Source organism: Tunturibacter psychrotolerans, from assembly GCF_040359615.1.
GTDB classification, from domain to species: domain Bacteria; phylum Acidobacteriota; class Terriglobia; order Terriglobales; family Acidobacteriaceae; genus Edaphobacter; species Edaphobacter psychrotolerans.
Map to the genome: position 1 here is coordinate 2,371,469 of NZ_CP132942.1, position 13,160 is coordinate 2,384,628.

The window sequence follows — 13,160 nt, forward strand, 5'->3', positions numbered from 1 at the left end:
GAATGAGGGTGCCTGAAGCTTCACACAGTGGGGGCGATCTCTGTACGCCATCACGCGTAAACCAGATTTTCCCTGCAGGGTCCTCAAAGAGCGAAAATACCGCGTCGCCAAAATTGGGAAACTGGACTAGTTTCCCGTCCACGAAGTGTGCAAGGCCGGCTAGTGTCCCAATCCAGAGACTTCCATCCCTTACCCCGAGCAGAGAGGTTATCCAGTTCGATGGTAAGCGTTTCCCATCCGGGGATGCCCATGGCAGAAACCGTGAACCGTCAAAGCGCATTAGACCGGATCCTGTGCCGATCCAAAGGTAACCATCGCTGGTCTGTGCAACCACGCTGGGCGGCCCACTAAAGTATCCATCCTGCGTCAGCCATGCGGCGTGTGCAAACTGAGAAACATTCATGTTGGGGTCAAGAGCCCTGGCGGGAACAGACAGGACTGAAATAAGCCACATCCAGCAGAAGCTCAATACAAGCGCGCGCGAAGGATCGGCGGCATGGCGCTTTCGATCATCATCGCGTGGTCGGCAAATCTCAACGCTCATGAGACCTCTTTTACACCTTGTTTGCCATGTCTAACCAGTCTTCAAATTGCGGCGCGGCGCAACAAGCGCACGAAATTGTCGTGCGATCCGTCTCCATGTGCTGTAGCAAAGCAATCGCCGCATCCGCGCAGCGGTAATGGTTGCTCTGTGGGATTCGAGCGATCCATACGCGCCGGACTGGAACTGAAAGCGTCGGGAGACGAAGGCCACACCTTTGCGGTTGCCACGTTAATCCAGTTAAGGAAGATGTGACTGGTGTGGAGACGGTTCATCGCTAAAGCAATTTGCTTAGTGGAGATCGGCTTTCGATTGGAAGGGCTCAACCAGCCAATCGCGAAGTCTCCTGGACGGATTCCTGTAGATCGCCTGCCCTGGTATGACAACGGACACAACCGTACCACTCTGAGGGGAGCTCGATATGTTGAAACTGCCTCCCATAAACAGCGCTCGCTCGCGCATTCCCGCCAAGCCAAAATGTCCCGATTTGCCGCTTCGCAGGACGTACTCGTCAACACCGCGCCCGTTGTCCCGGACCGTGAGGTGGAAGCGTCTCTTGTATTCTAGTTCGACCCATAAATCACGTGCTCCAGAGTGAGCACACGCGTTACGGATGGCTTCATAAGCTATACGATACACCTCATCGCGCGCAATCGGATGCATCTCCCGAATGGTGCCCACCGTCGAAATGCTGACAGCTATTCTGGCGCCACTAATGCAATCATCGGCCACGCGATGAAGTGCTCCTACCAAATCATTGGCCTCTACGGAGGAGCTTCTCAGGGCTTCCAATGCAGCTCTGCCCTCTACGCTCGCACGGTCAAGCCATTCAGAAAGGCGATCCAATGCGCGACCCGTTATACGTGAGTCATCCAAGTGTTCTCGCGCATTGTCTGCAACCATCTTGCTGCCTTGAATTGTTTGCAGGAGTGTGTCGTGAAGATCCCGTGCAAGTCTAGTCCGCTCCTGTAAACGTTCGTCGAAACGCTGTCTAAGAGTCTTGGCGAACCTACGCAATCGATACACATATGCGAAGAATACGATCACAAGAAATAAGAGCGCCGCTAGGGCACGGAACCAGAGAGTTTGAAACCAAGCTGGTGGCACCGTGAAGGCAAGCTCTGTGCCCCGCCAGTTGCATACCCCGTCATTGTTGCAAGCGGTAACGTGAAATACGTATGGACCTGGCTTTAAATCGTTGTAGAACGCCTGACGCCTTCGCCCAACTTCTGTCCAGTTAGTATCATGGCCAACCAGACGGTAACGAAAGTGGACTCGTTCGGGGATCACGTAGCTCAGAGCAGCATAGTCGAGTTCGATCTGACGCGTGTGCATTGGCAGTTTCAGCTGTTGAGCCAATGAAACGTCATTACCATCGACGATTAGCCGTTCGAGCTTTACCGGTGGGGGCGTTTCATTGAAGGGCAAGTGTTGCGGATCGATGACCTGGAAGTCATAATCGCTGGCGGACCATATCTTGCCATCAGGAGTTTGCGCCGGGTTTCCGTTTGAGAGATTTGGGCGTGACCCTTCGAGTGCATCGAAGACTCGGGCATGAACATGCTCGGCAGGATTTTGCCACCACGCGGCAAGATCGGAATCGGATACACGCACGATACCGCAATGGAGATAGAACCACTTGAAGCCGCGGCCATCGTCGTGGATGTTAACCCCGCTATCGCAAGGCATCCCAGAGGCGGTGGTCAAACTTCTCGCCTGACCCTCGAAGTATCGAATGAAGCCTTGCTGCGTCACGATCCAGAGAGCGCCGTCTGAATCCTCCATGAGGTTCTCGACTCTGTCGTTGAAGCCGCCCGCAACTACACGTTCAAATCGGCCGTTGCGAAACGAGAACAGACCATGCACAGATGCGCCTATCCAAATGCCTCCCGCGGCGTTCGGCGCAAGTGCATTCATCACCTGCTTTCCCACAACGGCGGAGACTCCGATTCGGTTGATCACTTGATAGTTGCGAATCTGAATCAAGCTGGATTCGTGGTTACCCAGATTCTCAACGGATGCCCAGATGTCATGCGTGTGGTCTTCCGTGATGTAAGCTACGTATTCGCCTTTTCCAGCTGGAAATCCACGGACTGCGGAAGCGATCCGCTGATCTCGCTTAACAAAGAGTTGATCCCCGGATCCGATCCAGAGATTGTCTCGGGAATCTGTGAAAAGGAATTGCACATCTTCCAGCAGCCGGCCTTTATCGTCCCTTAGTTGAATCAGGGTCTTTCCCGATAGTTCAGCCAGTGTGTGGCTCCCCAGGTAGACCGATCCTCTGCGATCCGTTGCAACACCGTTTGCATGGTCTGCGAGCGATCCTTCACTTGCCGTAAAACTAAGAACAGCGTAATCCCTGAAGTGATCAATGCCCTTCGGGGTGACAACCCAAATTCCTCGTTCGTGGTCCTCGAAGATCGAAAGAACGTTGCGATCGCTAAGGCCATCGATCGCGCCAAAGTGATCCAAACGCCCATCGACAATTCGATACAGCCCCTTGTCGGCCGTTCCAATCCATAGAGCCCCATTCTGGTCTGGAAGGAGCGCGGATACCGAGAAGATACGGCCGTCAATTCCGGGAGCCGTGTAGCAGGTCCAATGCCCGTTTGCACGACGAAGGAGACCGGCGCCCTGGCCGCTTCGTTTTAGCCCAGCCCAGACCTCGCCATCCGTGGTGCTGGCCATGCTGGTGATCGAACTCAACCCTCTACCATTTGAGAGTGATGGAACAAGCTCGGTATCGGGTCTCGTTCCTGGCTTCCAGCGGCAGATGCCCTCGGCGCTTCCCACCCAAAGAAAACCGTCGGAGCTCGTCGTATTCGCGGCGCCCCTGACGCAGGAGAATCCTTCATTCTTCCCGAAGCAGGTGAGATCCGTCTCACCCACCTTACAGAGCGCACTTGGATTGTTGTGGGCTCCACTGATGCCCATCCACAGCCCGCCGTCACGGTCTTCAACGAATGGACCCGGCCAGCGCGGGCCTCCGGGATAGGTGTAAACGTGGCCATCTCTGATCCTCGCGAGGCCTCGGTCTGTGCTCACATAAAGCGATCCGTCACGGGCCCCGAATAAATGCCACAAGGAAATGCTGGGAAGAGACTCGCCGGGTAGTGAAGTCCATTTGGTGAACCGCATGCCGTCAAAGCGATACAGGCCATTCTCCGTACTGACCCAAATGTATCCATCCGTGGTTTGACTGAGAGCCTGCGGCGTACCCATCAAACCAGCGTCGCCCGTGCGCCACGCCCGATGGGCAAGCTGTGTAAGCCTTGTCGTAGGTTCGACAGACTGTGCTCTGGGTGGCGCGAAGATCAGCAACAGAACTGCGGCCAGGAGAGCCATATGACGTGATACGTTCGCGTTTGCTTGGACATTCATACTCTGACATTGTGTCCGTTCTGGAGGAAGGTGGTTCAAATCTGGAGCAAACCCCGCCGCAAGGCGATCGTGACCGCGTGCGTCCTGTCATTCGCCTGCAGTTTGTCAACGATATTTTTGATGTGAAAGTTGACGGTGGTCTCCGAGATGCCCAACTGATCGGCGATCTGCTTGTTCTTGTTTCCTTCGCGGATCAGTTCAAGGACTTCCAATTCGCGCGGCGTCAGATCCTCCTGCCCCATGTGCTCTGCCAAACTACTGCCTACGTCGGATGGGATATGCTTACGACCCATCGACACGGTCCGGATGATCCTTAGCAGCTCATTCTTCGGCGTGCTTTTAAGGACATAGGCGGTAGCGCCAGCGCGGAGCGCACGCTGAATTTCGATATCCCCGCTTGAGGTTGTGAGCATCATAATCTTGGCGTGAGGAAACTCGCTTCGGATGGCAATCAAGGCTTCCGTGCCACTTGCACCAGGCAACCTCTGATCCATCAGGATCACATCTGGCTTGGTCCGGCGATATTCTTGAAGTGCCTCCTCGGCGGTCGATGCCTGAGCCACGGTCTCCATGTCCGCTTCGGCTGCAATGATCATGTTGAGCCCTTCACGGAATACGGGATGATCTTCAACGACCATGATGCGAATTTGTCTGGGTGTAGGCATGTTCTCCTTTCGCGATGTAACCATTATTGAACGCCCTAGCAGATCCACTTTCAAGCGATCTGAGCGCGCGATCACTCTCTCCTGCCGCTCCAGCAAGCCATGCTGACACCTGATTCAGTGCGTCTGTGGTCTCTGGCCCATCTGCTTTCCGTCGCACCTGATCAATGACGGATTTGCTGCGACGAATCATCTGCTCCAAATGCGGGTGAACCGACTTCGCAACCACAGTGCGCTGCTCAAAACGTTGAGAATACGTATAGTCGAGTACCCGTTCGTAACGGCGAATACCGCGCCGGTACATCAAATGCAGGCCCAAGCCGAGGGCTGTAACTAGAGAGATTCCGATGGAGTACAAGACCAAAATAGGGATGTGAAGCGTTTCCATTGTCCGAACCCCCTTAGCGACTTCGAACTTCGCCAGTCCAGGCAGATCCGTGGTCTCATAGAAGGAGAGCCACGCTTCCTAAAATTGAACACCGACACAGTGAATCATCACGACCAAGCGTATAGAGTCAGTAGAATGCCGCAAAGTCACTTTCCACAGTGTTCTGCCTGTAGTTCTCCATAGGCCCAGCCTTACCGAAATCTTGGATCCTATTTGCGCAGTTCTCGGGTCTCAATTGACTGTCTGACCAGGGAGACTGGATTCGGCGTTCCGCTGAATCCGAGTAACAATAGCAGCTCATCCCTATGCATTGAGCTCCGATGGCGCGGCGTCTTGGGATACGCAATCAAATTATGGCATCGACTCCATCCCCTAGAGAGGAGCTTTTGACCTTCCTCAGAATGCGCTAAAGTTCACGGTGCTTGTATCTTCACTGCCCGAGCCAGTTGTCAGGGATCAAACCGAATCTTGGGGCCTGTAGAAAAGAACAGGTTTGGCACTCTTCGATCCGGGGGGGTGTTTCATCCACGCAGAGTCGATGCTTACTCCAGCACAGTGATTTACCTCGCCGACGGAGTCGCTTGCTTCGAGCACAATGCACTGGAGAAACCATGAAGATTCACAGAATCATTGCCCTGTCCGCAGTTCTGACGTTGCCTGTGATGACCTCTCTAGCTCAGTCGGGCGCGATCCCAGCCACCGGAACTTTCCACGGTGCCGTTCACAAGACCTCAGGCCGGGCTACGGGTGTACCAGGCTACAGGAGGAAACATGCTCCGCCTCACCCATTTCTCAACCTCCAATGGTCCGAACGTACACGTCTTGCTCATCGCGGCGGAAGACGCGAAGGACGACGAAAACTTTCTCACCGAAAAAGTCGATCGAATTGACCTGGGACCGCTGAAAGGCAATGACGGCGATCAGAACTATGTCCTTCCGGCAGGAATCGATCTTGCGACGTATAAAGCTGTTGCATTTTTTTGCGAGCGTTTCAATGCCAACTTTGGAACGGTACCGCTCGAAAAGTAGGTCGCCACGCGCGTAGCGAGATCGCTCTGCCCCCAACAATCCCAACAGGAGACTCCAATATGACTTCTTCCTCGACTACCGCTACACCAAAACGAATTGCTCTAGGTGTTATCGGAGTAGTCATTCTCGCGGGGCTTTGGTTTGCCTTTCGCCCCGAAAAGCTCTTCATTAATAAGAAGGTGAATGAAGCTCCTCCCGCCCAGGCCGCAGGTCAACTGACGCCACAGTTGACAGGCCGATTTGTAGGAGAGGTCCATAAGACTTCTGGACGCGCTAACGTGTATCAGCAAGCGGACGGCAGCCGTGTCTTGCGATTGACTGACTTTTCTACTTCCAATGGTCCCGCCGTGCACGTCTTGTTGATAGACGGGACATCCACCGACCCCTCGAAAGACTTTGCTCTGGCGGCCGTGAAGAACGTCGATCTTGGAGATCTGAAAGGAAATCAAGGAGATCAAGACTATACAGTTCCCAAGGATGTTGATCTCAAAAAGTTCGGTACGGTATCGATCTATTGTGAACGCTTTCACGCCAACTTCGGTACCGCGAAGCTCGAGGATTTCTAAGGCGTCAGTGGCTTTCTGATTCGAGTGAGATTGCTTCTTCGCTCAGGAAGCGATTCAGGCTCTCTCGGATACTGAATCAGCACGCCACTTTGCGCGTCCGTCCAGAAGAGCAAGCCTAGCCGCAACAAAGAAACGGAAAAGTCGTGATCAAATTCGATTCGAAAGAGTGCTCCGATCTGGATTCCCTGGCAGCAAAGGAGTGGTTGGTAACGAATGGTCTGGGTGGCTATGCGTCCGGCACGGTCGCGGGGATGAACACCCGGCGATATCACGGTTTGCTTGCGGCTTCGATGGACGCTCCTCTAGGAAGACTTGTCCTCCTGTCGCAGTTGGAAGAGACCCTTGTCGTCGATGGAGTGAGGTTTCCCCTATCCACCAACCTTTATTCGCAGGGTGTTGTCCATCCTTCCGGCTACCTAAACCTTGTGGGCTTCCGACTCGATCCGGATCCGGTCTTCAGTTATAGCAACGGAGAGTGGGAGATCATGCGGACGATATCGATGGTTCAAGGTCAAAACACCACCATCATCGAATACGCACTTGGCAAGAAAGGCTCCGGAAAGCACTTCAGTCTCGAGATAAGACCATTCATTGCCTTTCGTGGTTATCACGCGACCACCCATGAGAATCAAGCCATAAATCGCGCGGTGGAGCAGGGAGTTGATGTTCTAACGCTGCAACCGTACCCAGGTTTACCAAAATTGCACATCGCGCATGACCCCGCTGAAGTGCAAGTGGATGGCTATTGGTATCGACGATTTGAATACGACCGAGAACTAGAGAGGGGGCTTGACCATGAAGAAGATCTGTTCAGTCCGCTGCTCTTGACAGCAAATCTGGACAGCGAAGGTTGCTTTAGCCTTATCGCTTCGACTGAACTCCAGCCAATCTCAAGACTAGCCCAATACAAGCAGGTTGACCTCAGGCGTGGATGGAAGTCGCCCGTTCCTGCCGGTGAAAAGTCCGTGCGTTCTGACTTGATCTCCCTTCTCGAACGAGCAGCGGGACAGTTCACCATCACAAGAACGCCGTTCACATCAACGATCGCAGGCTATCACTGGTTTGGAGATTGGGGCAGAGACACGATGATCTCATTGCCCGGCCTGATGCTTGCTACGGGGGAGCATGAGCTGGCAAGGGAGATTCTGCTTCACTACGTGCAGTATGTCGATCGGGGTATGCTTCCGAATCGGTTCCCCGACGCTGGCGAACAGCCCGAGTACAACACCGTGGATGCGACTTTGTGGTTCTTTGAAGCGATCCGGCAGTACATCTTCTATGAAAATTGCTCGACATGGCGGTCGCAAGCCACCATATTACTTAAGGAACACTTGTACGTCCCTCTTAAAGAGATCATCCGGTTTCATAGGAAGGGTACGCGCTATGGAATCCATGCGGATGAACAGGGATTTCTTTGGGCGGGCGATCCAGGCACGCAACTCACGTGGATGGATGCCAAGGATGGCGATGTCGCCTTCACACCGCGACATGGTCGGCCAGTCGAGATTCAAGCTCTTTGGTACAACGCGTTGCGTACGATCGCTTCCTTCGCGATTTTGTTGGGAGATCAGAGTGCGGCCGAAGAATATGACGCCCTTGCAGATCGCCTGCAAGAGAACTTTCTCGGCGTCTTCTGGAACGAGCAGCGTGGATGCCTATTTGACGTCGTGAGAAGTAACGAGCGTGACGCGTCTCTTCGCCCCAACCAGATCTTTCCAGTGAGTCTTCACTATCCACTCCTGACCGGACAGCCGGCGGCACGGGTCGTCCAAAGAGTGGAAGAAGAGTTGTTGACTCCATACGGTCTGCGGACGCTATCGCGAGATGACCCTCAATATCGAGGTAGCTACCAGGGAGACGGTTGGAGCCGTGACAGTGCTTACCACCAAGGAACGGTGTGGCCTTGGCTCGCTGGACCGTTCTTCTTCGCGAAGCTGGCGGTGAGCGAATCGTCGGCCGCTACGATGAACGAGATCGAACGTTGGCTCGATGGCTTTACCCCGCACTTGCGCGATGCTGGACTTGGACAGGTCTCGGAAATCTTCGATGGAGACCATCCGTTTTTTCCTCGCGGGTGTATTGCTCAGGCTTGGAGTGTTGCAGAAATTCTTCGACTTGCGAATCATGTGACAGCGCGGAGTAGCTAAGGCCAAAAGTGAGTGTCCAGATCACTGACGAAAGCGTGAGTGGCGCTCAGTTGGTCAAGTTTACGGTGAAAGCCCACGCTCGTTGCGACGTCGATTGAGATTGGGAAACACAAATCTTTGTGGGGCTACCTATAGGATTCTACAGGGAAATTCCAATCGCACGTGTCTACACTGGAAGGGCTTGGCACGCGGATCGGAAATCCAAATCCGTGCCACAGTGCTTGCGAAGGTTGCTCCATGTGGAAAAGGAATAGTTGGATCGGACTTAACACTGCATCTCGATTTACCTTGCTTGGTTCGGAGCGTCCAGAGTGTCGCGAAGACACCGCAGATGCGACGGGTTGGAGACTCGGCGTGCGATTGATGATTACGGTGGCATTGTGTTGCATGTTCCTTTTCTGCGGACGAGTGGCATATGGTCTAGATCCCTCAACGCATATCTCACAATACGGTCATACAGCTTGGCGGCTCGGTGAGAGCGGATTAGATGGCCTGCCAACTTCGATCACTCAATCTAGCGACGGCTACCTCTGGGTCGGAACTACCGATGGCTTGTTCCGATTCGATGGCATTCGCTTGACCAAATGGACTCCTCTTGCCGGTGGATCTCTACCCAATGCGGCGATTCGATCTGTATTGGGTGCGCGAAACGGCAGTCTGTACGTAGCAACCGAAGCCGGCGTAGCCCGGATAACCAACGGACGCATTTACAGCTATCCCGAGAGCCTACGGTGGGCGGGACCATTACTTGAGGACGACCAGGGGCGCGTCTCGACAGGCGATTGGGGCAATCCGTCGAATTCGAGTACGCTCTGCTCGATTGGAGAAACCCACCTGTCCTGTCAGGGCATGAAAGACGGGTTTGGTTGTATGTATGGCTACTCCCTCGCCTCGGAAAAAGCTGGATCGATCTGGATTGGCAGCGATCAAGGGATTTGCCGGTGGCGCGAAAACGCCCCCCCCGAAAACTATCTCCTACCTTCCCACGGACGGTCGGACCATACGGTTCTGGCAATGGCAGTCGATAAGGAAGGTTCCATCTGGGGTGGTATATCGACGACAGGGCAAGGTGCGGGATTACTTAAACTCACTGGAAAGGAGTGGAAGACTTTTGTCACGCCACAAGTGGATGGACGGAAGCTTGCAGTCAGATCCCTATCCACTGATAGTAGCGGCGATTTGTGGATCGGTACTGAATCGCAGGGGCTTTACCGGCTGAGCGGAGGGAAACTCGAACACTTCGCCACGACCGACGGTCTAAGCGGCGACGCCGTCAAGCAGATTTTCGAAGACAGGGAGCACACCCTGTGGGTTGTCACCGACCGAGGCATCGATAGCTTTCATGATCTTCCCGTAATTAGCTTCACTTCGCGTGAAGGCCTTTCTGGTGCGCCGAATCAATTAACCACGTCTCGAAGCGGGGACGTATGGATTGGGGCGAGTCACACACTGAATCTTCTCCACAACCGGCAGTTTTTCCACTTCACAGATCCATTCCTGAAGCGTGAAATCCACTACCTCTTTTCCGATTCACACGATCGAATTTGGGTGGGGGCAGGCCAACAACTCCTTTTATACGAGCACGGCCGGTTCACACCGGTCACTGATCGATATGGTGACAGAGTTGGCGAAGTCATAGAGATGGAGGAAGATTCCCGTCACCGACTGTGGGCATCGGTCCAAAACCTGGCGGATCAGCGAGGAAACGCCCTCATTCGTATTGAGGACCTGCGTGTAGCAGAAAGCTTTTCATCGCCCGCACTTGCGGACCGCCAGATAATGAATGTTCTGGCACTGGAGCCTGGCGGGGGATTGTGGGTCGCAGGGTATTCACACGGGTTGTATCGGTTCCGTGATGGAAAATTTGATCAGATTAAGCCCGACGGCTTTGACGGCCGCATCGCTGATATGACGTCGGACCCCGACGGGGCGCTTTGGATTGCAACCCCGCAAGGTGCCATTCGTTACATGAATGGAAGGGCCCAAGCGATCAAGACCTCGAACGGCCTTCCTTGCGAGAACGTCCTGAGTGTAATAAACGACCGACTTGGTGCCCACTGGCTCTTTATGCAGTGCGGAATCCTGCGCATCCGCGACAGTGAAATCTCCCGCTGGTGGAGCAACGCTACGAGTCAACTTACGATTACAGCCTTCACCCTCTCCGATGGCGCATTGCCCCGACTTCGAGGTGAACGGCCGTTCTTCAGCTCGGATGGACGGCTGTGGTCCGTCAATGGAAGCTCTCTCCAGATGATCGACCCAAAGCGACTTCCATCTAACGCTCTGCCGCCGCCGGTTCATATTGAACATTTGCTCGTCGGCCACACCGACCATCCCTTAGTCGGTAGTCCTACCCTTCCTGTATCCCCACAAGTGGTTGAGGTCGACTATGCGGGACTAAGTTATGTTGCGCCGGCTAAGGTGCGCTTCCGCTATCAACTGGCCGGCCATGATCGTGAATGGACTGACTCCGGGACCCGACGGCAGGCCTTTTATAACGATCTTAGTCCCGGCTATTACACATTCCGAGTGATTGCGTGCAATAACGACGGAGTATGGAACACACAGCAAGCCACCACCGGTTTCATGATTCCTCCAGCTTGGTATCAGACTATCTGGTTCAAGCTCCTATGCGTTGTTGTTGCGGCGATGCTTGCTTACAGTCTCTATCAATTTCGGATCAGACAGTATGCAACCATGCTGAAGGTCAGGTTTGACGAACGGATCGAAGAGCGAACCCGGTTGGCTCGCGATCTGCACGATACGCTGCTCCAGACGATTCAAGGCAGCAAGATGGTTGCGGACAATGCTCTTGAGCGGCCGAACGACTCTGCCCGCATGCACAAGGCTCTCGATCTGGTGTCAACTTGGTTGGAACGAGCCACGCTGGAGGGGCGCGCAGCGCTTAACTCCCTGAGGAGTTCGACGGTCGACACCAACGACCTAGCTGCGGCCTTTCGCCATGCAGCAGAAGACTGTCGCATCGGTAGCACGATCCAGGTATCCCATGCCCTCACCGGGACAAGCAGCGACATGCATCCCATTGTGAGAGATGAGATTTACCGGATCGGATACGAAGCCATCAATAACGCCTGCGTCCATTCTGGAGGAAGCCTCATGACGGTTGAACTCACCTATAACCACAACGTTCAGCTGAGGATCAGAGACAATGGCAAGGGCATTGGAGAAAAGACCTTACAGTCCGGTAAGACCGGACACTTTGGGTTGGAGGGCATGCGGGAAAGGGCGGACCGTATTGGCGCCAAGCTCTCAGTGTGTACGGCACCTGATGGAACCGAGGTAAACCTCCTTGTTCCCGGCTCAGTGGTTTTCAAGACTTATAGACCTACAAAACGGTCTCAACTGTTGAAGATGTTTGCCATCGGTCGGGATTCGTCACACCACACCGGCTCCGGAGGAGGTGCTCACAATTGAGCATCGAACTGCCAAGGGCCAGAGTTGCCTCGATGAAATGTTGCATTCACGTCTGGCCTAATCCACATATTTACGATTCATTTCGGGAGTCATGGCACGCGCCATAACTCTAAAGGGAGCAAACCCAATGCAGTCATCCGACCCAATCCGCATCATGCTTGTCGAGGATCATCCACTCTTTCGACAGGGGTTGAACATCATTATCGCGTCACAACCAGATATGCAGGTAGTAGCTCAGGCGGGGTCCTCGTTGGAGGCAGTCGAAGAGTTCCGCCGTCACAAACCCGATATCACGCTCATGGATCAACGACTTCCTGGACAGACCGGCACAAGCGCTCTGGTGGCAATTCGAAAGGAGTTCGCCGCCGCTCGCGTGATTATGTTGACCACGTCGGAAGGTGACGTCGAAATCAAGGGCGCTCTTTGCGCGGGAGCTTCAGCCTATGTATTGAAAAGTACGCCGTCGGAGGAGTTATTTTCGATCATCCGCTCGGTGCATACTGGGCGCACGCATATTCCGACCGGCGTAGCCTGCCGTCTTGCCGAACATCTGGGCCAAGAGAATCTTTCAGAAGGCGAGATGGAAGTGCTCAGATTGATTCAGAGTGGCAATCGCAATAAGCAGATTGCTGAACAGCTTTCTCTATCAGAGAACACTGTGAATTTTCACATCAAGAATGTCATGGACAAGCTGCAGGCCAATGACCGAGCACACGCCATATCCATCGCTATTCGCAGAGGCATTTTGAACGTATAGACACTGCCGTCGCGAGGTTGCTCCAACGCCTTCCGTGCGACCGCCGTATCGTGAGTCGCCCTTCCTGCCGAGTCCTGACTCAATCACCTGAGCTCGGATATTTCAGGACTCAAGACCTTACCTAAGGAAAACGATAGTGTTCCGACCGTAGCGAATGCTAGTTCGCTCTCACGCCAGAATCGACACAATATGGCTAGCTGATCGCGCGCACTCCCTTCAATTACAGGGAGAGATAGCTAGGCCCTGCGCCGCCC

At 54.1% G+C, this 13,160-nt stretch carries 9 protein-coding genes and 1 pseudogene; 6 read left to right on the top strand and 4 right to left on the bottom strand.

The window, feature by feature from the left end; all coding sequences use genetic code 11:
- Positions 1 to 166: 166 nt before the first annotated feature.
- Positions 167 to 544: pseudogene (locus RBB77_RS09845) on the bottom strand (two-component regulator propeller domain-containing protein); the annotation flags it as partial.
- Here RBB77_RS09845 and RBB77_RS09850 point away from each other — a divergent pair.
- The gene (locus RBB77_RS09850; protein ID WP_353067723.1) at positions 497 to 796 is read left to right on the top strand and encodes a hypothetical protein; all 300 of its coding nucleotides are present in this window, start codon (positions 497 to 499) and stop codon (positions 794 to 796) included. The pseudogene RBB77_RS09845 and the gene RBB77_RS09850 sit on opposite strands and share 48 nt — an antisense overlap.
- A gap of 36 nt (positions 797 to 832) precedes the next feature.
- On the opposite strand, the gene RBB77_RS09855 is transcribed toward RBB77_RS09850, so the two are convergent.
- The 3 genes from RBB77_RS09855 to RBB77_RS09865 all read right to left on the bottom strand — a co-directional run bounded on the left by RBB77_RS09855 (position 833) and on the right by RBB77_RS09865 (position 4,972).
- Entirely contained in the window at positions 833 to 3,886 is a 3,054-nt protein-coding gene (locus tag RBB77_RS09855) for a sensor histidine kinase (protein WP_353066934.1), read from the bottom strand.
- Between the two features lie 71 nt (positions 3,887 to 3,957).
- Complete coding sequence (locus RBB77_RS09860) at positions 3,958 to 4,518, bottom strand: response regulator transcription factor (protein WP_353066936.1); 561 nt, start codon at positions 4,516 to 4,518, stop codon at positions 3,958 to 3,960.
- A 31-nt stretch (positions 4,519 to 4,549) separates the two neighbouring features.
- Entirely contained in the window at positions 4,550 to 4,972 is a 423-nt protein-coding gene (locus tag RBB77_RS09865) for a hypothetical protein (protein WP_183975613.1), read from the bottom strand.
- Positions 4,973 to 5,719: 747 nt separating this feature from the next.
- On the opposite strand from RBB77_RS09865, the gene RBB77_RS09870 reads away from it, so the two are divergent.
- The 5 genes from RBB77_RS09870 to RBB77_RS09890 all read left to right on the top strand — a co-directional run bounded on the left by RBB77_RS09870 (position 5,720) and on the right by RBB77_RS09890 (position 12,906).
- Positions 5,720 to 6,001, top strand: a complete 282-nt coding sequence (locus RBB77_RS09870) for a DM13 domain-containing protein (RefSeq protein ID WP_353067603.1) — start codon at positions 5,720 to 5,722, stop codon at positions 5,999 to 6,001.
- Positions 6,002 to 6,060: 59 nt separating this feature from the next.
- Complete coding sequence (locus RBB77_RS09875; protein WP_353066938.1) at positions 6,061 to 6,567, top strand: DM13 domain-containing protein; 507 nt, start codon at positions 6,061 to 6,063, stop codon at positions 6,565 to 6,567.
- 143 nt (positions 6,568 to 6,710) lie between these two features.
- Positions 6,711 to 8,714: an amylo-alpha-1,6-glucosidase gene (locus RBB77_RS09880; RefSeq protein ID WP_353066940.1), complete on the top strand. Its 2,004-nt coding sequence runs from the start codon at positions 6,711 to 6,713 to the stop codon at positions 8,712 to 8,714.
- 576 nt (positions 8,715 to 9,290) lie between these two features.
- Positions 9,291 to 12,149: a sensor histidine kinase gene (locus RBB77_RS09885; RefSeq protein WP_353066942.1), complete on the top strand. Its 2,859-nt coding sequence runs from the start codon at positions 9,291 to 9,293 to the stop codon at positions 12,147 to 12,149.
- Between the two features lie 154 nt (positions 12,150 to 12,303).
- Positions 12,304 to 12,906: a response regulator transcription factor gene (locus RBB77_RS09890; protein ID WP_353066944.1), complete on the top strand. Its 603-nt coding sequence runs from the start codon at positions 12,304 to 12,306 to the stop codon at positions 12,904 to 12,906.
- The last annotated feature ends 254 nt before the right edge of the window (positions 12,907 to 13,160 follow it).

Bases quoted from the DNA above. Each gene is read 5' to 3' on its own strand.
- RBB77_RS09890 (WP_353066944.1), top strand. From the start codon at position 12,304: ATGCTTGTCGAGGATCATCCACTCTTTCGACAGGGGTTGAACATCATT.
- RBB77_RS09860 (WP_353066936.1), bottom strand. From the start codon at position 4,518: ATGATCATTGCAGCCGAAGCGGACATGGAGACCGTGGCTCAGGCATCG.
- RBB77_RS09855 (WP_353066934.1), bottom strand. From the start codon at position 3,886: ATGGCTCTCCTGGCCGCAGTTCTGTTGCTGATCTTCGCGCCACCCAGA.
- RBB77_RS09850 (WP_353067723.1), top strand. From the start codon at position 497: ATGGCGCTTTCGATCATCATCGCGTGGTCGGCAAATCTCAACGCTCAT.
- RBB77_RS09865 (WP_183975613.1), bottom strand. From the start codon at position 4,972: ATGGAAACGCTTCACATCCCTATTTTGGTCTTGTACTCCATCGGAATC.
- RBB77_RS09875 (WP_353066938.1), top strand. From the start codon at position 6,061: ATGACTTCTTCCTCGACTACCGCTACACCAAAACGAATTGCTCTAGGT.